This is a genomic window from Acinetobacter sichuanensis (assembly GCF_003024515.2).
Classification (GTDB): Bacteria; Pseudomonadota; Gammaproteobacteria; order Pseudomonadales; family Moraxellaceae; genus Acinetobacter; species Acinetobacter sichuanensis.
The window spans coordinates 52,146-71,476 of sequence record NZ_PYIX02000006.1 but is presented as its reverse complement, the minus strand read 5'-3'; the positions used below and the strand labels follow the sequence as shown (position 1 = coordinate 71,476).

General features: G+C 38.3%; 22 protein-coding genes. 15 read left to right on the top strand and 7 right to left on the bottom strand.

From position 1 onward, the window contains the following. The first annotated feature begins 11 nt into the window (after positions 1–11). From epsC to C9E89_RS05895, 5 genes are all read left to right on the top strand, one after another. Positions 12–920, top strand: a complete 909-nt coding sequence (gene epsC / locus C9E89_RS05915; RefSeq protein ID WP_107007342.1) for a serine O-acetyltransferase EpsC — start codon at positions 12–14, stop codon at positions 918–920. Positions 921–1,310: 390 nt separating this feature from the next. After that, on the top strand, positions 1,311–3,890 hold the full coding sequence (gene clpB, locus C9E89_RS05910) for an ATP-dependent chaperone ClpB (RefSeq protein ID WP_107007341.1): 2,580 nt from the start codon (positions 1,311–1,313) through the stop codon (positions 3,888–3,890). A gap of 294 nt (positions 3,891–4,184) precedes the next feature. Then, entirely contained in the window at positions 4,185–4,796 is a 612-nt protein-coding gene (locus C9E89_RS05905; RefSeq protein WP_107007340.1) for a glutathione binding-like protein, read from the top strand. A gap of 165 nt (positions 4,797–4,961) precedes the next feature. Next, positions 4,962–5,585 (top strand): NAD(P)H-dependent oxidoreductase, encoded by a 624-nt coding sequence (locus C9E89_RS05900; protein ID WP_107007339.1) that lies wholly within the window; start codon positions 4,962–4,964, stop codon positions 5,583–5,585. Then, positions 5,579–5,899 carry a putative quinol monooxygenase gene (locus tag C9E89_RS05895; RefSeq protein ID WP_107007338.1) on the top strand — a complete coding sequence of 107 codons (321 nt, stop codon included), beginning with the start codon at positions 5,579–5,581 and terminating at the stop codon, positions 5,897–5,899. Before C9E89_RS05900 ends, C9E89_RS05895 begins: the two co-directional genes overlap by 7 nt. Before the next feature lie 78 nt (positions 5,900–5,977). Here the strand turns inward: C9E89_RS05895 and C9E89_RS05890 are convergent, their stop codons facing one another. The 6 genes from C9E89_RS05890 to C9E89_RS05865 all read right to left on the bottom strand — a co-directional run bounded on the left by C9E89_RS05890 (position 5,978) and on the right by C9E89_RS05865 (position 9,574). Continuing rightward, positions 5,978–6,634 carry a hypothetical protein gene (locus tag C9E89_RS05890; RefSeq protein ID WP_107007337.1) on the bottom strand — a complete coding sequence of 219 codons (657 nt, stop codon included), beginning with the start codon at positions 6,632–6,634 and terminating at the stop codon, positions 5,978–5,980. 94 nt (positions 6,635–6,728) lie between these two features. Beyond that, on the bottom strand, positions 6,729–7,529 hold the full coding sequence (locus C9E89_RS05885; protein WP_107007336.1) for a thiazole synthase: 801 nt from the start codon (positions 7,527–7,529) through the stop codon (positions 6,729–6,731). 26 nt (positions 7,530–7,555) lie between these two features. Continuing rightward, positions 7,556–7,753: a sulfur carrier protein ThiS gene (thiS, locus tag C9E89_RS05880; RefSeq protein WP_107007335.1), complete on the bottom strand. Its 198-nt coding sequence runs from the start codon at positions 7,751–7,753 to the stop codon at positions 7,556–7,558. A gap of 42 nt (positions 7,754–7,795) precedes the next feature. Then, on the bottom strand, positions 7,796–8,161 hold the full coding sequence (locus C9E89_RS05875; RefSeq protein ID WP_107007334.1) for a DUF423 domain-containing protein: 366 nt from the start codon (positions 8,159–8,161) through the stop codon (positions 7,796–7,798). A 142-nt stretch (positions 8,162–8,303) separates the two neighbouring features. Then, positions 8,304–9,173 (bottom strand): RNA polymerase sigma factor RpoH, encoded by an 870-nt coding sequence (rpoH, locus tag C9E89_RS05870; protein WP_107007333.1) that lies wholly within the window; start codon positions 9,171–9,173, stop codon positions 8,304–8,306. Positions 9,174–9,334: 161 nt separating this feature from the next. Next, a complete protein-coding gene (locus C9E89_RS05865; RefSeq protein ID WP_107007332.1) occupies positions 9,335–9,574 on the bottom strand; it encodes a sulfurtransferase TusA family protein in 240 nt (79 codons plus the stop codon). A 389-nt stretch (positions 9,575–9,963) separates the two neighbouring features. Here C9E89_RS05865 and C9E89_RS05860 point away from each other — a divergent pair, with 389 nt between their 5' ends. Both C9E89_RS05860 and rhlB read left to right on the top strand, forming a co-directional pair. Beyond that, positions 9,964–10,176: a cold-shock protein gene (locus tag C9E89_RS05860; RefSeq protein ID WP_004822370.1), complete on the top strand. Its 213-nt coding sequence runs from the start codon at positions 9,964–9,966 to the stop codon at positions 10,174–10,176. Positions 10,177–10,299: 123 nt separating this feature from the next. After that, positions 10,300–11,451: an ATP-dependent RNA helicase RhlB gene (gene rhlB / locus C9E89_RS05855; RefSeq protein ID WP_107007331.1), complete on the top strand. Its 1,152-nt coding sequence runs from the start codon at positions 10,300–10,302 to the stop codon at positions 11,449–11,451. A 62-nt stretch (positions 11,452–11,513) separates the two neighbouring features. Here rhlB and C9E89_RS05850 read toward each other — a convergent pair whose 3' ends face one another. Beyond that, positions 11,514–11,894, bottom strand: coding sequence for a hypothetical protein (locus C9E89_RS05850; RefSeq protein ID WP_107007330.1), 381 nt, complete (start codon positions 11,892–11,894; stop codon positions 11,514–11,516). A 202-nt stretch (positions 11,895–12,096) separates the two neighbouring features. Here C9E89_RS05850 and C9E89_RS05845 point away from each other — a divergent pair, with 202 nt between their 5' ends. The 8 genes from C9E89_RS05845 (at position 12,097) to purF (ending at position 19,251) form a co-directional block, all read left to right on the top strand. Then, positions 12,097–12,675, top strand: a complete 579-nt coding sequence (locus tag C9E89_RS05845) for a nitroreductase family protein (RefSeq protein ID WP_107007329.1) — start codon at positions 12,097–12,099, stop codon at positions 12,673–12,675. A 58-nt stretch (positions 12,676–12,733) separates the two neighbouring features. Further along, positions 12,734–13,807: an NAD(P)H-dependent glycerol-3-phosphate dehydrogenase gene (locus C9E89_RS05840; protein ID WP_107007328.1), complete on the top strand. Its 1,074-nt coding sequence runs from the start codon at positions 12,734–12,736 to the stop codon at positions 13,805–13,807. 72 nt (positions 13,808–13,879) lie between these two features. After that, positions 13,880–14,335, top strand: a complete 456-nt coding sequence (locus tag C9E89_RS05835; protein WP_107007327.1) for a SixA phosphatase family protein — start codon at positions 13,880–13,882, stop codon at positions 14,333–14,335. A gap of 38 nt (positions 14,336–14,373) precedes the next feature. Further along, complete coding sequence (gspL, locus tag C9E89_RS05830; RefSeq protein WP_107007326.1) at positions 14,374–15,516, top strand: type II secretion system protein GspL; 1,143 nt, start codon at positions 14,374–14,376, stop codon at positions 15,514–15,516. Further along, positions 15,516–15,995: a type II secretion system protein GspM gene (gspM, locus tag C9E89_RS05825; RefSeq protein WP_107007325.1), complete on the top strand. Its 480-nt coding sequence runs from the start codon at positions 15,516–15,518 to the stop codon at positions 15,993–15,995. The genes gspL and gspM overlap by 1 nt, the downstream gene beginning before the upstream one ends. A 90-nt stretch (positions 15,996–16,085) precedes the next feature. Further along, entirely contained in the window at positions 16,086–17,090 is a 1,005-nt protein-coding gene (locus C9E89_RS05820) for a quinone-dependent dihydroorotate dehydrogenase (protein WP_107007324.1), read from the top strand. Position 17,091: 1 nt separating this feature from the next. Beyond that, on the top strand, positions 17,092–17,682 hold the full coding sequence (locus tag C9E89_RS05815) for a CvpA family protein (RefSeq protein ID WP_107007323.1): 591 nt from the start codon (positions 17,092–17,094) through the stop codon (positions 17,680–17,682). A gap of 24 nt (positions 17,683–17,706) precedes the next feature. Continuing rightward, positions 17,707–19,251, top strand: coding sequence for an amidophosphoribosyltransferase (gene purF, locus C9E89_RS05810; protein WP_107007322.1), 1,545 nt, complete (start codon positions 17,707–17,709; stop codon positions 19,249–19,251). The last annotated feature ends 80 nt before the right edge of the window (positions 19,252–19,331 follow it).

Genomic DNA, 19,331 nt, shown 5'->3' with positions numbered 1-19,331 from the left:
CAGGTAAACGCATGACCCAATGGAATATTCAAAATATCGTAATAGACTTGCAACAGGCACGTAATGAATGGCGTGCTCAGCAAAAAAATTTAAAAGTTTTTGGTGGCAGGGAGTTGCCATCGAAGGAAGAAATCAAGAAAATTCTTAATGATCTGTGTGGTATTTTATTTCCCATGCGTTTGGGACCACACGATTTAAGGCAGCAAAGTGAAAATTTTTATATTGCGCACACTTTGGAAAAGACATTGTATGCCTTGCTTGAGCAGGTCAAATTGAATTTGAGCTATGATGCAAAATATAAAAAGCAACACGAAGATCTGGTCGAAATTTCAGAAATTGCACAAAATATTGTGACTGAATTTGCACAAAAATTGCCTGAATTACGTCGTCTGCTCGATACTGATGTCATCGCTGCTTATCATGGTGACCCCGCCGCTCGCAGTGTCGATGAAGTTCTGCTTTGCTATCCTGGGATTATGGCGATTATTTATCATCGTATTGCGCATGAGTTTTATAAAAAAGATTTGTCTTTATTAGCACGTTTGATTGCTGAAATTTCACATTCCAAAACAGGGATTGATATTCATCCTGGTGCAGAAATCGATGAAGGTTTCTTTATTGATCATGGGACGGGTGTGGTGATTGGTGAAACTTGTATTATCGGTAAAAATGTCCGTATTTATCAGGCAGTTACATTGGGTGCGAAGCGTTTTGAAGTCGATGGTGAAGGGCGTTTACAAAAGGAATATGCGCGTCATCCTATCGTTGAAGATAATGTGGTGATTTATGCAGGTGCGACCATTTTAGGTCGTATTACCATTGGGCAAGGTGCTGTTATTGGTGGCAATGTCTGGATTACACAAAGTGTGCCTGCCAATAGTGCGGTATCGCAAAGTTCAGCAACCAAGTCGAAAGTTTAGTTTTCATCAAAAATTCCAATGTCAGTTGTGGCATTGGAACATCTACCGATTAAAATAAAAATTTTGAAGTATTTTTCCATATTTAGTCAAAGCAGTAGATCAATATCTGCATTACTGAAACTCAACATTATCGTTCTTCTAAAATCTCTAATTTATCCTTACGCTAAGAGATAGATACATCAAGAGCAACCTTGAATACAGTCATATATTTTTCTAAAACACTGACTTGAAAAAGAAACATTCAGGACGCATATTAATACTGAAATACATCCTGAGTATTTTAGTAAGTTTTTGAAAAATATATTAAATATTTAAAAATTTAAGTTGAAAATTCACAAAGTGTTCCCATTTATTATTCAAGTACAGAATTTGTTGTGAGGAATAACAAGAATGCGATTTGAAAAATTTACCAACCGCCTGCAGCAAGCGTTATCCGATGCCCAATCTTTAGCGATGGGTAAAGACCATACAGCGATTGAGGGTATTCATATTCTTTCGGCTTTATTGGAAGAACCTTCAAACCTCAGTTTATTGCAGCAATCAGGTGCAAATTTACCTGAACTGAAAAATAAACTGCAACAAGCCCTCAATGATGCTGCAACACTCAGCAATCCGACAGGTGATATTAACTTAAACCCTGAGGCTGTGCGTGCACTCAACTTGGCTGACAGTTTTGCACAAAAGGCAGGGGATGAATTCCTATCAACCGATTGGGTGATTTTGGCGCTCGCTGAAACAGGTGCAACCAAAACATTATTAAGTAGCGTGGGTGTGACGACTGACAAACTACGCAAAGCAATTGAAAATATTCGAGGTGGCGAACAAGTTATGGCAAATAACCATGAAGATCAACGTGATTCGTTAAATAAATACACCATTGACCTGACTGAGCGTGCGTTGTCAGGCAAATTAGACCCTGTGATTGGTCGTGATGAAGAAATTCGTCGTACCATTCAGGTCTTGTCACGCCGCACTAAAAACAACCCTGTACTCATTGGTGAACCTGGGGTGGGTAAAACGGCAATTGTCGAAGGTTTGGCACAACGTATTGTCAATGGTGAAGTACCTGAAAGCCTCAAAGGTAAACGTGTTTTATCACTGGATTTAGGGTCATTACTTGCAGGTGCAAAATACCGTGGTGAATTTGAAGAACGCCTAAAAGCCGTGCTGAAAGATTTAGCAAAATACGATGGTGAAATCATCTTATTTATTGACGAGTTACATACCCTTGTCGGCGCAGGTAAAGGCGATGGTGCAATGGATGCAGGCAATATGTTGAAACCTGCATTGGCACGTGGTGAGTTGCGTTGTGTCGGTGCAACAACCTTGGATGAATATCGCCAATTCATTGAAAAAGATGCAGCTTTAGAGCGTCGTTTCCAAAAAGTCTTGGTCGATGAACCGAGTGTGGAAGACACCATTGCGATTTTACGTGGCTTAAAAGACAAATATGCAACCCATCATGGTGTGCAAATTCTTGACTCAGCCATTATTGCTGCGGCGAAAATGTCGCATCGTTATATTACAGACCGTCAATTGCCTGACAAGGCGATTGACCTGATTGATGAAGCAGCATCTCGTATAAAAATGGAAATTGACTCAAAACCTGAGCCATTAGACCGTTTGGATCGTCGCTTAATCCAATTGAAAATGCAATTGGAAGCGGTGAAAAAAGATGCTGATTCTGTCAGTAAAGCTGAAGTTGAGCATCTGGAAAAACAAATCGCTGAAGTTCAGAAAGAATACAGCGATATGGAAGAGGTGTGGATTGCTGAAAAACGTTTGGTTGATGGTACCAATCAAGCACAGATTGAACTTGATAAAGCCCGTACAGCCTTTGAAAAAGCACAACGTGAAGGTGATTTGGCAGAAGCAAGTCGTTTACAGTATGGCGTGATTCCTGAGTTGCAAAAACGCCTGAATGAGGAAGAAGTGGCGGAAACTAATGAAGAACCGAAACTGATTCGTACCAAAGTCACTGAAAACGAAATTGCAGAGGTTGTTAGTGCTGCAACAGGTATTCCTGTGTCGAAAATGCTGCAAGGTGAACGTGAGAAATTACTGCAAATGGAGTCTTTCTTACATAACCGTGTGGTTGGACAGGATGAAGCCGTGGTTGCTGTATCCAATGCAGTACGTCGTTCACGTGCAGGATTGTCTGATCCAAACCGTCCAAGTGGTTCATTCTTGTTCCTTGGACCAACAGGGGTGGGTAAAACTGAATTGACCAAAGCATTGGGTAATTTCTTATTTGATAGTGATGATGCGATTATTCGTATCGATATGTCAGAGTTTATGGAAAAACACTCAGTCAGTCGTTTGGTTGGTGCGCCTCCGGGCTATGTGGGTTATGAAGAAGGTGGTGTGCTTACAGAAGCTGTTCGTCGTAAACCATACAGTATTGTGTTGTTTGATGAAGTTGAAAAAGCGCATCCTGATGTTTTCAATATCCTATTACAGGTATTGGATGATGGTCGCTTAACTGACTCGCAAGGTCGCTTGATTGACTTTAAAAATACTGTGATTGTGATGACCTCAAACTTAGGTTCAAGCGATGTCCGTGAATTAGGTGAAAATGCCAGCGATGAAGATGTTCGTGAAACTGTGTTGAATGCGGTATCACAACATTTCCGTCCCGAGTTTATTAACCGTATTGATGAGTTGGTGGTATTCCATTCATTGAAAAAATCACAGATTCGTGGCATTGCTGATATTCAGCTGGATCGTTTACGTGCTCGTTTAAATGAACGTGACATCGGTTTGAAAGTCGATGATCAAGCTTTTGATATTCTGATTGATGCTGGTTTTGATCCTGTTTATGGTGCGCGTCCGTTAAAACGTGCGATTCAGCAACAGATTGAAAATCCATTGGCTCAAAAAATCTTAGCAGGAGATTTTATCTTAGGTGATACGATTTTGATCGGTGCTGAAGATGGTCATCTGAGTTTTAGTAAACTAAAATTGAGTTAATTCAATCCATTGTATTAACTTTGTGTTACAAATAACAAAAAAGCCAGTCATGTATAAATGACTGGCTTTTTTGTTTTTCATTTCTAAAAATTCATCATTTTTAAAAATGTGTATGATAAAACATCTTTTGATTTTACATAGTGAATTTTCACTTGAAAAATTTATGGTTTTACTGAATATTCAAAGTACTACTTATTTATAAATTTACGCTTATTTGCAAATTTCACCTGATTCAACTTGAAATTGGTAAAGAAGCCCTTTAAAACTGAAATAGCCATATAACAAGGATTAGATATGAAGCTGTATTATTCACCAGGTGCATGTTCCCTCGCTGCCCATATTTTACTTAATGAAATTAATGTTGATTTTGACTTAGTACGTGTTGATTTAAAAACGCACACGACTGAAAAAGGGGCAGATTATTACGAAATTAATCCTAAAGGTTATGTGCCAGCCTTGGAAATCAACCCAGGCTTGATTTTGACTGAAAATGTTGCGGTCCTTCCTTTTATTGCACAACATGATGCAGGGCAAGATTTGATTCCACCTTCAGGTTTGGGGCGTGCGAAAGTTTTAGAATGGTTAGGATATTTAAACTCAGAATTACATGATGAATATGCAGTGTTTTTTAATCCAGCCGTTTCTGACGAAGAAAAACAACGTGGTTATGCAACCATTGATAAAATGTTGAAATATATTGATGATTATTTAGGTGAGTCTGAATACGATTATTTGGTGAATGACCGTTTTGGACCTGCGGATGCTTATTTATTTGTCCTGACCAATTGGTCGAATGTGATTCATCATGACTTAACACCATTTAAAAATATTGTTGCACTACGTAACTTGGTTGCTGAACGCCAATCTGTACAGATTGCAATGCGTGACGAAGGTTTAATTCCTTAATTTTCAGTGCAATACAATTTTGTTTGAAAAGCACCTTCGGGTGCTTTTTTATGTTTATTGATATCATTGTTGATTTTTAGTCAACAATATTTTGCTTAATCTTGTATTTTTCGCAACAACGTAAATCTTTATAGTGCTGTCATAGATTAAGATTTAGAGTTAAATATGAGCAATATTCTGATTATCAATGGCGCGAAAACTTTTGCACATTCCAATGGCGAATTGAACGATACTTTAACTGAGCTTGCAGTATCCGTATTGAGTGAGTTGGGATATGCGGTAAAGGTGAGTCGTGCAGACCGTGATTATGATGTAAAACAAGAAGTTCAGAAATATCTGTGGGCGGATGTAGTGATTTATCAAATGCCAGGTTGGTGGATGGGTGCGCCATGGACAGTAAAAAAATATATGGATGATGTTTTTACCGAAGGTCACGGAACTTTGTATGCTAATGATGGACGTAGCCGTTCTGATGCCTCTAAAAAGTATGGTTCAGGTGGTTTGCTGCATGACAAAAAATATATGTTGTCTTTGACCTGGAATGCCCCGATGGAAGCATTTACCGATCCTGAGCAATTTTTCCATGGCGTGGGCGTCGATGGTGTTTATTTACCCTTTCACAAAGCCAATCAGTTTTTAGGTATGCAAGCACTTGCCACTTATATTGCCAACGATGTGATTAAAGCACCCAATATTGCAGATTGTGAACAGCAATATCGTGAACATTTACATCAGGTTTTTGCAGCATTGGCAGTTGGCTCATTGAATCAGGAAGCGGCAATATGTTGATTGTGATTGCGGAAATACATACACGAGAGGGCATAGAGCATAAAAGTAAAGTGATAGATGCTTTTCGGAAAATTACACCAACGGTTTTGGCAGAGTCGGGTTGTCATGGCTATGAATTATTGCTGGATGCACAAGTAGAGGCTGATTTTCAGCATAAAAATCCCAATGTGATTACCATGCTTGAATATTGGGAAAGTATGCAGTACTTACAAACACATCTGGAAACAGCTCATATGCAGGCATATCAAGCGGAAGTTCAGGATGATGTATTGGAGGTCAAGATTCGGATTCTTGAAAAAGGTCTGATGCTTTAAGGTCAATCAGGATCAGTTTTGATGATGATTGGGGTTTGAACAGTTATTGGGATTTGAACAGTGAGTATATGGCTGATTTTATTTAATCATCTGTTTTAAGAAACCAGGACTGTCTTCAAATTGAATGTGTTCAAGTTGATCTGGTTGTATCGGGATTAATTTTTTCCATGAAATTTGAGGTTGAATCTGATCATCAAACTCATTCGCAAAAGTGGTTTTCAATTTTTGTGTTAAAAAATTTCCACTATAGCGTTTGGATTTACCATCAGTTTTATAGATGAACCAATATTCAAAACCAATTAATTTCAAGTGTTTATTACGCCACTGAAAGCGATATGTCCAACCTTCGCCGTACCAGTTGGAACAACTGTTCATGGCATTAAAACCGACATCCAATATGCCATGTTTTATTGCCAGACCTGCTCCTGAAATGGCATCGTCGATACAGTTTTCTTCATCAGGATAAGTCCATGCAGGAATTTTTTTATTCAAATACAGCATATAACTTTGATTATTTTTTAATAAAATAAGTAGTTTTCGATCCTGTATTTGGGTATTTTCTGGCTGAATCAACAGTGCGACATCACTTTGACCATCAGCATTTAAATCACCATTTGCTTTAGAAATAATTTCCCATTGAGCTGGAATAAATTTTTGTAAGTCCACAGGCGTGGCGTAGCTTATATGAATGGATAAATAACTGAGTAAAAACAAAGGGCTGATTATTTTTATCATGGTATGACCTTATTTTTCTAATGATTCATTATAACTAAAAAAGGATTCCGAGGAATCCTTTTTCAATATTAAGTCATAAAAGGCTTAGTACTGATTATTTAAAGAAATAACCCGTTTCAGGTGAGCTTGCATTTGCCATGCGCTTCCGCGGCATACGACCTGCCAAATATGCTTCACGACCTGCTTCAACCGCTTTTTTCATTGCTGATGCCATCAAAATTGGATTTTGCGCCGCCGCAATTGCAGTATTCATCAACACGCCATCACAACCCAGTTCCATGGCAATCGCTGCATCACTGGCAGTACCGACACCTGCATCAACCAAAACTGGCACTTTGGCATTTTCTTTAATAATGGAAATGGTGTGTGGATTTAAAATGCCCAAGCCTGAACCAATCAGACTGCCTAAAGGCATAATGGCAACACAGCCCATGCTTTCAAGTTCTTGCGCCACAATCGGATCATCAGAAGTATAGACCATGACTTCAAAACCATCTTCAACCAATGTGCGGGCAGCTTCAAGTGTTGCCGTCACATTTGGATAAAGGGTTTTTTCATCGCCCAAAACTTCAAGTTTAACCAGGTTGTGACCATCGAGCAGTTCACGTGCAAGCATACAGGTACGCACAGCACTGTTGGCATCGAAGCAACCTGCGGTATTGGGTAAAAGGGTATATTTTTCAGGGGGAATCACTGAAAGCAAATTGGGTTGATCAGGATTTTGCCCAATATTGACACGGCGGATTGCAACCGTGACAATTTCAGCACCACTGGCTTGAATCGCCAGATCAGTTTCCTGCATGTCCTTATATTTGCCTGTTCCGACCAATAAACGTGATTGAAAGCGACGTGAGCCAATAAGTAAAGGACTGTCTGAATGATTTAAATTTTGCATGGGATGATTCAATCTCTCTATACCCATCAGCCGCCACCAACCGCATGAATAATTTCAATACGATCCTGTGCTGCAATGGGGGTTTGCTCAAGTTTACTTTTGGAAATGATCATTTCGTTCATTTCAACGGCAAAACGTTTGCCTTCAAGGGATAATTCCTGAATGAGTTGCAAGAGGTTTTGACAAGTCGTATCTTGAGGCTCGCCATTTAAGAAAATTTGCATAAAAAATCCATTCCTTTCAAGCAAAACATAAATTTAAACGCTTTATTTTGCGTACTTTAGTGCATTCCATGCCAACAGCAACCAGCCTGCAATCATGAGTGCACCACCAATGGGGGTAATCGCACCGAGACCTCGGGGTAAACCCAATGCCATGATATAAAGTGAACCGCAGAAAAATAAAATACCGACCTGAAGCAGTAGAAAACTGGTTTTAATCGGAAGCTGCGGAATCACTTTGCTTAAGATACCTAGAGCCAGTAAACCCAAGGCATGGTAGAAAAAATAATCTGTTGCTGTTTGCCACCATGTTAATTGTTCAGGTGAGGCAATTTTTTTTAAACCATGCGCGCCAAAAGCACCCAAGATCACGGCAAAAGCAAGATTCAGTGCTGAAATTGCGATCCACATCAGTCAGTCATCTGTATAAATTTGCGCATCACCTTAGCACAATTTTAAGTTGAGGTTAAGGCGGAAAAACACTGTAAAAGTTAATACTTAAATAAAAAATAAAAGGGCAGATCGCCCTTTTATGAAGATAGAAATAAAGTTTTTAGTTGGATGACATCGCCACTTTGATTTTATCCATCGCATTTTTTTCCAATTGACGGATACGCTCCGCAGAAACGTTATATTCAGCAGCCAACTCATGCAATGTGGATTTATCATCATCCAGCCAACGACGCTGTAAAATATTACGAGAGCGATCATCGAGCTGTTCCATGGCATCGTGCAGGGCAGAAGTACTTTGTGCTTCATAATCTTCCTCTTCAACCAGTCGTGCAGGGTCATAACGGTTATCTTCGAGATAAAGCGCAGGTGCAACATGGGTTGAACCTTCATCGTCATCATCGCCTTGTGCCTCAAAAGCAGCATCATATGCGGTTAAACGACCTTCCATTTCAAGGACTTGTTCGGCAGTTACATTTAAGTCATTGGCAATGGACTGAGCTTCTTCAAGTGTTAATTTTTTACTTGATTTCTTCAAACTACGTAAATTAAAGAATAATTTACGTTGGGCTTTGGTGGTTGCAATTTTCACAATACGCCAGTTACGAATGACATATTCGTGAATTTCAGCTTTGATCCAATGCACCGCAAATGAAACTAAACGCACACCCATGTTGGGGTCAAAACGTTTAACAGCTTTCATTAAACCAAGGTTACCTTCTTGGATTAAATCACCTTGAGGTAAGCCATAACCTGCATAACTACGTGCGATATGAACAACAAAACGTAAGTGAGACATCACTAACATTTTTGCCGCATCTAAATCTTGATCATAGAAATAACGATCAGCCAACTCTTTTTCTTGTTCGGCTGTCAAAATAGGGATTTGGTTCACAGTGCTGATATAAGCACCCAGATTAACACCTGGCGCAGATAAGGACAGGGGCATCAATTGATTGCTGCTGTCACTCATGAGTTCTCCTTATAGGATAATAGTGGTAATACCATAGCTTCATCTTAATTGTATTGGCATTCATAATTAAGGAAAATTGGGTATAGAAATGTAAACTTTTATTCAATTATACAAGCATTAACATAAAATACTGAATCTTTGTTAATTTAAAATTGAAACACTTAAGATTTTATTAAAAAATGTAGCTCATGATCTGAAATTTGTGTGAATTGGCAAATGAGTTGATGAAGTTCACAATAACGCAAAATGTCAATTTCACTATGTGGATCTGAAGCTTTTAGCAAAATATTTTGCGGCGTTGGTAACTTTTTCAATTGCTTTTTTAAAAGTAAAAGTGGCAGAGGGCAAGGTTTGCCTATGGCATCAATGGTGATGTAATCAGGAGTTAAACTTTCAGTCATTTTATGAGCAATAACATTTATCTATCAAACAATGTTTAGTCTAACAAAGAAAATAACTCAGCCCAATCTTTTTGCGTTAAAGACTTTGTGAAAAAGCATTTCAGCTAAAAGTTAGAGAAAATATTGATGAAATGAAAATATTTATCTCATAATTATCTAAAAAAATTCTATTAATTGTGATTCACCCATGTTAAGCTCCTTGCGTGTTTTAGGAATGGTGCAGTAACAACTGCTCATTTATCTGAATTACAAGTGGATGTAACCGGGATTTTGTTAATAGTCTTACAGAATGATTACAAGCTTTGAAATAAAAAATATTTTAAACTTTGTTTGCTCTGCTGTTTGCAACACCGGGTGGTCCTTTTTTCTAAATAACTGAGGATTAACTTATGACAGCTCGTGAACAAGGCGTTGTTAAATGGTTCAATGATACTAAAGGTTTTGGCTTTATTCAACGCGCTGGCGGTGACGATGTATTCGTTCACTTCCGTGCTATTCAAGGCGACGGACACCGTTCACTTCGTGACGGTCAACGCGTAGAATTCAGCGTTGTTCAAGGTCAAAAAGGTTTTCAAGCTGAAGAAGTTCAGCCTTTAGACTAATTCTTAAGTTTGTAAAAGCTTAAGTGACGCTCCAATTTTAATGAATTGGGGCGTTTTTGTTTTTTAGCTGTGTTTGTTTATAATACCTCATATTTTTATATTTTACCGTTAGAGCACGTATATATGTCATCAGGTTTCGAAACCCTAAATTTACATCCGCAACTTAAGCAAGCGATTGATGCTCTAGGGTTTAAAGAAATGACCCCCATTCAGCAGAAAGTATTGAAATATACGTTGGCTGGGCATGATGCGATTGGTCGCGCTCAAACAGGAACAGGTAAAACTGCGGCTTTTTTAGTCAGTATTATTAATGATTTATTGCAAAATCCTGTGAAAGGTCAACGTTTTCGTGGTGAGCCACGTGCTTTAATTTTAGCGCCAACACGTGAATTAGCCATTCAAATTGAAAGTGATGCACGCGAGTTAACTAAGTTTTCAGATTTAAATGTTTTAACTTTAGTAGGTGGTGTTGACTTTGATAAACAAAAAAAGCAATTAGATAAAAATTTTGTTGATATTTTAGTGGCTACTCCCGGTCGTTTAATTGATTTTACTGAGCAAAAAGAAGTTTGGTTAGATCAAATTGAGTTTTTAGTGATTGATGAAGCCGACCGTTTATTGGATATGGGCTTTATTCCATCGGTAAAACGGATTGTGCGTTATTCACCACGTAAAGAACAGCGTCAAACGCTCATGTTCTCTGCAACATTCAGCTATGACGTTTTAAACCTTGCTCAACAATGGTTGTTTAATCCTGTAACTGTTGAAATTGAACCTGAAAAGAAAACCAATCAGGATGTTGAGCAACGTATTTATGTTGTTGAAAAGAAAGATAAGTATCGTTTGTTGCGAGAAATATTGTCTGATGAGCCGATTGAAAAAGTCATGATTTTTGCAAATCGACGAGATCAAGTTCGAAAGCTTTACGATCATTTAAAATCAGATGGTTATAAAGTCGTGATGCTTTCAGGTGAAATCGCGCAAGATAAGCGTTTGAAAATGTTAGATCAATTTAAAAATGGTCAGCACAATATCATGATTGCTACAGATGTTGCAGGGCGTGGTATTCATGTAGATGGCGTTTCTCATGTGGTGAATTTTACGCTTCCTGAGCAGTCAGATGATTATGTGCATCGTATTGGTCGTACAGGTCGCGCAGGTACTCAAGGTGTAAGTATTAGCTTTTTATCTGAAGATGATGCTTTTTATTTACCAGAAATTGAAAAAGCGATTGGACAAAAATTGCCTTTAACACGCTTGGATGGTTATTGCTAAGCTGTTTTTAAAGCGCTAAAAATAAAAGAACCTCTCGATTTTGAGAGGTTTTTTTATAGGAATTAAGCATTCGCCTGACAAGTAAAAGTCAATGTTGTTTGATAATCTGTATCTTTTTCAATACCACCTTTACCAATTACTGAACCTAATACACCTGCCGCAGCCGTAATCATTTTCCCTGTTTGTTCGTCAAATACACCTTTTAGCGCGCCATTAAATTCAACTTTTTCATCTATAACAATAGGTGTCGCCTTTTTACCACAAGCATTATTTGCTGCGCCGATCGCATTATTTTTGGAAATGATCTGACTTTTGCCTAAACCAGTCACTTCATATTGGTTGTTTGGTTTTTGAATCGCTTGAGTTTGAGTCGGATTGGAGCTACAAGCCGTAAATAAGAAAGCACTAGACAGCATAGATGCGATAATAAGCGTTTTTTTCATAGGTTCGCTCTAAATAATAAAAGATTCTGATATTGCAGCACAGGAATAGAGATAAAAATGCCAAAATATGTATTAAATATGATGTTTTATATGGCAGTCCTGTGAAATAGTCAGAATTGTGTTGAGTAAATTCAGCAAATATCACGCTTTTTTAAAAGTTTATGCTAATCTTGATTCAAAAGGTTTTTATAGAACATGGTCAATGGCAGATTCAAATCTTCAAATTGTGCAGCAAAATATTCATCAACGTCAGTCTGTTGGGCATTTAATTGAGCCTGCACCCAATGCAGAACAATTAGAACTCGCATTTCAAGCTGCTTTAACTGCGCCTGACCATCATCGTTTAAAGCCAACTCATTTTATTGTTGTATCTGCCGATCAGCGTGCAGCTTTTGGTGAGTTATTGGCGGAGGCAGTTCAAAATTTAGGAGAAATGGATCCTATTCAAGTTGAACGTGTAAAAACCCATCCTTTTAGAGCGCCACTTTTAGTTTTGGCGGTGACACGTTTTGTCGAGCATCCTAAGGTTCCTACATTTGAACAAACATTAAGTTCAGGTGCTGCTATTCAAAACTTTTTACTTTCGTTACAAGCGCAAGGCTTTGCAAGTATGTGGCGTAGTGGTGCAGTTGTTGAGTCAAAATTATTAAAACAAAAGTTAGGGCTGCAACCTGACGATCTTATTTCAGGGATTATTTATATTGGAACTGCGGCAAAAGCGATCGCTCCACGTGCTGAAAAAAGTACGGAAGCTCATGTTTCAGTTTGGCAAGCATTTTAAAATTTAAATAAGAATGAACCCTTAATATCAACATCATTTATGTTTTAGGATAACAATAATGTCAGAGTTAAAATTTTCAGATTTGGTTGAGCCTGTAGTATTAAATCAAAAAACTGCGTTAAGAGTCACTGTGTTAGGGGGCGGTAGTTTTGGTACAGCAATGGCAAATACAGCAGCACGAAATGGTTGTGATACCATGATTTGGATTCGTGATGAAGCTGTTGCTGAGGAAATGAATGCTACACATTTAAATAAACGTTATTTGCCTGATTATCCTTTAGAGCTTGGCTTAAAAGCAGAGTCAGATTTAGAAAAAGCTGTTCGTGATCGTGATATTATTTTAGTGGCAATCCCAAGCCATTCATTTCGTGATGTCTTAAAGAAAATTAAGCCTTTTATCAGTGCTCAGGCGGTTGTGTCATTAACCAAAGGGATTGAGGCGAAAAGCTTTAATTTTATGAGCGATATTATTCGTGATGAGTTGCCAGAAGTACCTTATGGTGTTTTATCGGGTCCTAATCTTGCAAAAGAAATCATGGCAGGTCAGCCTGCGGGTACAGTGATTGCAAGTGACTCTGAACTTGTACGTTATGCCGTACAACAAGCCTTACATAGTGCTTTATTTCGTGTGTTTGGTAGTGATGATGTGCATGGGGTAGAACTTGGGGGGGCATTAAAAAATATTTATGCTGTCGCAATGGGAATGGCGGCTGCATATCAAGTAGGCGAAAATACCAAAAGTATGATTTTGACACGTGCTTTAGCAGAAATGAGTCGTTTTGCGGTGAAGCTAGGTGCAAACCCTTTAACTTTTCTTGGTTTATCTGGTGTTGGTGATTTATTTGCCACTTGTAATAGTCCTTTGAGTCGTAATTATCAAGTGGGTTTTGCATTGGGTTCCGGTAAATCCTTAGAGCAGGCGACCAAAGAACTTGGGCAGACGGCTGAAGGTATTAATACCATCGTTCAAGTCAATACTCGTTCAAAAGAGCTAGATGTCTATATGCCAATTACAGCGGCATTGCATGAAGTGATCTTTGAGGGTGCGCCTCCTTTAAATATTGCGGTATCATTAATGAAAAATGGACATCGTAGTGATGTAGAGTTTGTTTTACCCCATCATGAAGTCTAAATTTTTGTCAAACTGAGATAGTGTTGTCATAAAGAATCGGTATAATTCAAAACAAATCAATAAGGAAATTTTATGCAACTGACTTTAGTTCGTCATGGTGAGGCAGTTCCTGCTGTCAATGGAAATGACCATAAGCGCCCATTAACAGCACGTGGTCATGAGCAGGCAGAACAAACAGCACAGTATTTAAAAGATTTGGATAAACCAGATGTGTTTATTGTGAGTCCATTATTACGTGCTCAAGAAACATTAGCGCATCTACAACACTATTTTTCAGATGTCAGTGTGTTGATTTGCGATAAAATTAAACCTGATGACGATACAAAAGATGCAATAGATTGGTTGTCACAATTGCCATTTGAAAATATTATTGTGGTTTGTCACATGAATGTTGTTGCACATATTGCTGAACAATTAACAGGTGAGAATTTTCATCCTTTTGCGCTTGCAGAAGCTCGTATTTATGAGCAAAGTGTGATTGCTCAAGGTTTATCGACACAACAAAAAGCCTTTATTCCAACAGCGTAAAAGCATTTTAGAACAAATAACACGGCAGAACAAAATTAATGTTGTATTTATGGATGCCAGAAGCCGATGGGGTTTGGCAGTGGTCTCAGGGTGATGCATGGCATAGTGCTGTAAGTCTTGAGCAATTGATTCAAGAGTTGAAACTTCATCAAGGTGCAGAAGCCGTTGTTTATTTTCCAAGTCGTGAAGTGCAAATTTTGCAACAAAGCTTGACGAAAGAACAATATAAAAAACTGGGTCCAGATGGACTAAAATACTTACTTGAAGAATATGTCATTTTACCTATTGATCAGATGAAAGTATTTTCACACTTTCAAGCTCCAGATCAGGTAACAATTTTAGGTATACATCAATATGCTGTAACCACGATGCAGCATTCATTGTCTTTATTGCCTGTAAAAGTGGTTTCTTTATTACCCGATTTTCTTATTTTGCCTGTGCCTGAGGCGAAACAAACCGTGCTTGCTAGTTTGAATGGGCATTTGTTGGTTCGTGAAAATGAGTGGATGGGAAATTCTGTTGATGATTTAGCTTTATATCTTGAGTTTTCTGAAAAAGAGCGACGATATAAATATGCTCAATTAACTGCTGAACAACTAGATAGTCTTTTTGCTATAACGACAACTGAATATCTTGAGCAGTTTAATTATCAATTCTTAGCAGCGAAAAAATTAAAAAATCATCCCTTTAATGTGCTGCCTAAAGCCAAAGAGCAAAGTGGTTCGGTTTCTGGGTATTGGAAAGCTTGTGCAGTATTATGTTTGGCTTTAATTTTAGTACAGTTAAGTTTTGATGCGTTACGTTGGGTGAAACTACGAAAAGTTGCAGATCAAACAGCATTGATTGCGATTGATCAATACAAATCTTGGTTTGGTACAAATAGTCGAGTAACTGAGCAAAATATTAAAAGCCAATTTGAAAGTAACTTGCGTTTGAGCCAAAGTGCGAATACACAAGCATTGCAACTTTTGAGTCGAGTCGGACCTATTTTAATGCAGCATCAAATTGTGGCAAATAAAGTCAATTATGATAATACGATTTTGAATATGGATTTGATTGCGACGAGTTCAGATAAATTACAGACGCTAGTACAACAGCTTAATCAGCAAGGTTTTAAAGCAGAACTTGGAACGATACAGACACAAGGTGCTTCTGTTTTAGGACTGGTGAAAATACAATAATGAAAGCAATAGACAATATTCAACATCGCTTTGATGCTTGGGCAGAAAAAATTACAGATCAGCTTGATAAAATGTCAATGCGTGAACGAGTAATGGTTATTTTTACCACGATTTTTGTGGTGGTTGCTATCGTGGGTTCAGCATTATGGTCAACTCATAAAGCAGCAGAAAATCAACAAAAGCGGCTGAATGAACTTAAAGATCTTGTTGTGTGGATGCAGAGTAATGTCGTGACAATGAAACCTGCTGATGATTTATCTTTGACCGTGCCTGATAAAATTCAACGTGTGGCACAACAACAAGGTTTATCAATTGCAAGTCAACAAGTGGGTGAGCAGTTTCAAATTGTTGGGCAACATGAAAATTATGCTGTATTGGCAAACTTTTTAACACAAATTGCACAAATGGGTGTAAGTATTGAAAAAATGGAACTCATAAAAGTCGATTCACAGATTAAATTAACAGCGACAGTGCATTAAGCGGTGAAAATAAAGCAGTAGTAAGCATAGCCTTTTTGCCATACTGTGCCTATAATACGGCAACTTAAAAAGCAGTAGACTTTTCTAGCTATGATGTATTCACTTGCTCGCCCATTGTTGTTTTCTTTAGCACCGGAGCGTGCACATGAACTGACATTATCGCTGTTAAAATCAGCGCATAAAGTCGGAGCAATGCGTCAAAAGATTGCGCCTAAACCTGTTACATGCATGGGAATTCAATTTCCTAACCCCGTTGGTTTAGCGGCAGGTTTAGATAAAAATGGTGCGTATATTGATGCCTTAGCTGCGCTCGGCTTTGGTTTTATTGAAATTGGTACAATTACGCCTAAGCCTCAAGCAGGTAATCCAAAACCTCGTTTATTCCGTATTCCAGAAGCAAAAGCCATTATTAACCGTATGGGATTTAATAATGATGGCGTTGATCAGCTCGTTGAAAATGTAAAAGCTGCAAAATTTAAAGGTGTTTTAGGGATTAATATCGGTAAAAATGCCACAACACCTGTTGAAGATGCGGTTTCAGATTATTTGATTTGCCTTGAAAAAGTATATGCTTATGCATCATACATTACGGTAAATATTTCATCACCTAACACTCAAAATTTGCGCTCATTGCAAAGTGGGCATGCCTTAACTGAATTACTTGAAACTTTAAAGAAACGTCAACTTGAACTTGCTGAAGAATATCAGCATTATGTACCTTTAGTATTAAAAGTTGCACCAGATTTAGAGCAAAGTGATATTCAGTTTATTGCTTCACAGTTATTAGAATTTAAAATTGATGGCTTGATTGTGACCAATACGACCTTGTCACGTGAAGGTGTTGAAGGCTTAGCTTTTGGTGATGAAGCAGGTGGTTTATCTGGTGCCCCAGTTTTTGAAAAAAGTACAGCATGTTTGGCGGCTTTTTCAAAATTATTAAAAGATGAAATTCCACTGATTGGTGTGGGTGGGATCTTATCTGGTGATCAAGCAGTAGCAAAGCAACAAGCAGGTGCAAGTTTAGTACAAATTTATAGTGGTATGATTTACACAGGTCCGACTTTAATTAAGGACTGTGTTGACGCTATGATCTAAAATGAACACCATAGATATTGTTATACTTATACTACTGCTCATTGGAGGGCTAAACGGTTTGCGAAAAGGATTTGTAAATGCCTTTGCGAACTTAGTGGGTTGGGTTTTTGCACTGATTATTGCAGCAAAATATTCAGCTATTTTCGCTCCCTCCATGGCGATATTAAGTCAAGATCCTGTGGTGCAAAAAATTGCTGCCTTTGCTTTTGTTGTATTAATTATTGTTGTTCTTACATGGATTGTAACAGCGCTACTCAACCGAATTTTAAAGACTTTTAAGCTTGGACCGCTCAATCGTTTAGCAGGTGGGACACTGGGCAGCTTGAAAGGTTTGTTCATCGTCCTCATAACTATGCAAGGCGTGGGACCATGGGTGGAAATTTCACCCCTATGGAAACAATCCAAAATGATTCAATTTCTTTTGCCTTATGCACCTTTAGCAACAGAGCTTTCTAAAGAAGCAGCAAATGAAGCACTTAGCCATATTCATTCTGAGGCACATTCTGATGATGCTTCAAAAACTGAGTCTAAGAATGGATCTTCAGCACAAGAAGATCGTTCAGCACACTCAACTAAGAACCCATTTTATTAATCCTAGCTGGTCTGCGAGGTAGCTATGTGTGGAGTCGTTGGTATAGCCGGTAAATCACCTGTTAACCAAATGTTATTTGATGCGTTAACGATGTTACAACATCGGGGACAGGATGCAGCTGGGATTGTAACTTGTCATAACGGTCGATTATTTTTAAGAAAAGATAACGGTATGGTACGCGATGTTTTCCATACTCGTCACATGCGTGCGTTGTTAGGTAATTACGGGATTGGTCATGTCCGTTACCCAACTGCTGGTTCTTCAAGCAGTGCAGAAGCACAACCATTTTATGTAAACTCACCTTATGGTATTACGCTTGCACACAATGGTAACTTAACCAATGCTGCTGATATTCATGATGATTTATTCAAAACTGACTTACGTCATATGAATACTGATTCAGATTCAGAGGTATTGTTAAACGTTTTTGCACACGAATTGCAAAAATGTGGCACTTTAGAGCCAAAAGCGGAAGATATTTTCCATACTGTTAAACGTGTCCATGAGCGTTGTAAAGGTGCTTATGGTGTTGTCGCGATGATCACAGGGCATGGTATTGTTGGTTTCCGTGATCCAAATGGTATTCGTCCATTAATTTACGGTTCACGTTTAACTGAAAATGGCGAAAAAGAATATATTATTGCTTCTGAATCTGTTGCGATTACTGCGCTCGGCTTTAAAGTTGAGCGTGATATTGCACCAGGCGAAGCAGTTTTTATCAATTCGCAAGGTGAATTTTTCTCACAACAATGTGCTGAAGATTCTCGCTATCGCCCATGTATTTTTGAATATGTTTATTTTGCACGTCCAGATGCGATCATTGATGGCATTTCTGTGTATAAAGCACGTTTAAAAATGGGTGAAACCTTAGCGAAGAAAATTTTGCGTGATTGGGGTGAGGAGCACGATATTGATGTGGTGATCCCAATTCCAGATACTAGTCGTACGTCTGCGCTTGAATTGGCAAATGCTTTAGGTGTGAAATTCCGTGAAGGTTTTATGAAAAACCGTTATATCGGTCGTACCTTCATTATGCCAGGTCAACAGCAACGCAAAAAGTCTGTTCGTCAAAAATTAAACCCTGTAGAGCTTGAATTTAAAGGCAAAAACGTTTTGCTGGTTGATGATTCTATTGTGCGTGGTACAACGTGTAATGAAATTATTCAAATGGCACGTGATGCAGGTGCAAGTAAGGTTTATTTTGCTTCAGCAGCACCGATGGTGAAATATCCAAATGTGTATGGTATTGATATGCCTGCTAAAGCTGAATTGATTGCATCACATCGTACTGTTGAGGAAATTCAAGAAATCATTGGTGCTGACCGTTTGATTTTCCAAGATTTGGATGATCTTAAAGCAGCAGTAAAAACCCATAAAGTTCCTGAAGTTCAAGAGTTTGATTGTTCAGTATTTGATGGTATTTATGTGACAGGTGATATTGATGAGCAATATCTGACTGACTTAGAAAATAGCCGTAGTGATATGGCGAAAAAGCAAAAAGATGGTTATATCGATGTTAATATCGATGCAGCATCTGTTGATCTAAGTGGAATTAAAGAAGGGGCTTAATGCTGAATCTAGCGTTAAACTTTTAAAAAGCGGGTAATTCCCGCTTTTTTACTTTATGATGTTTGAGCAATCAGCTTAGT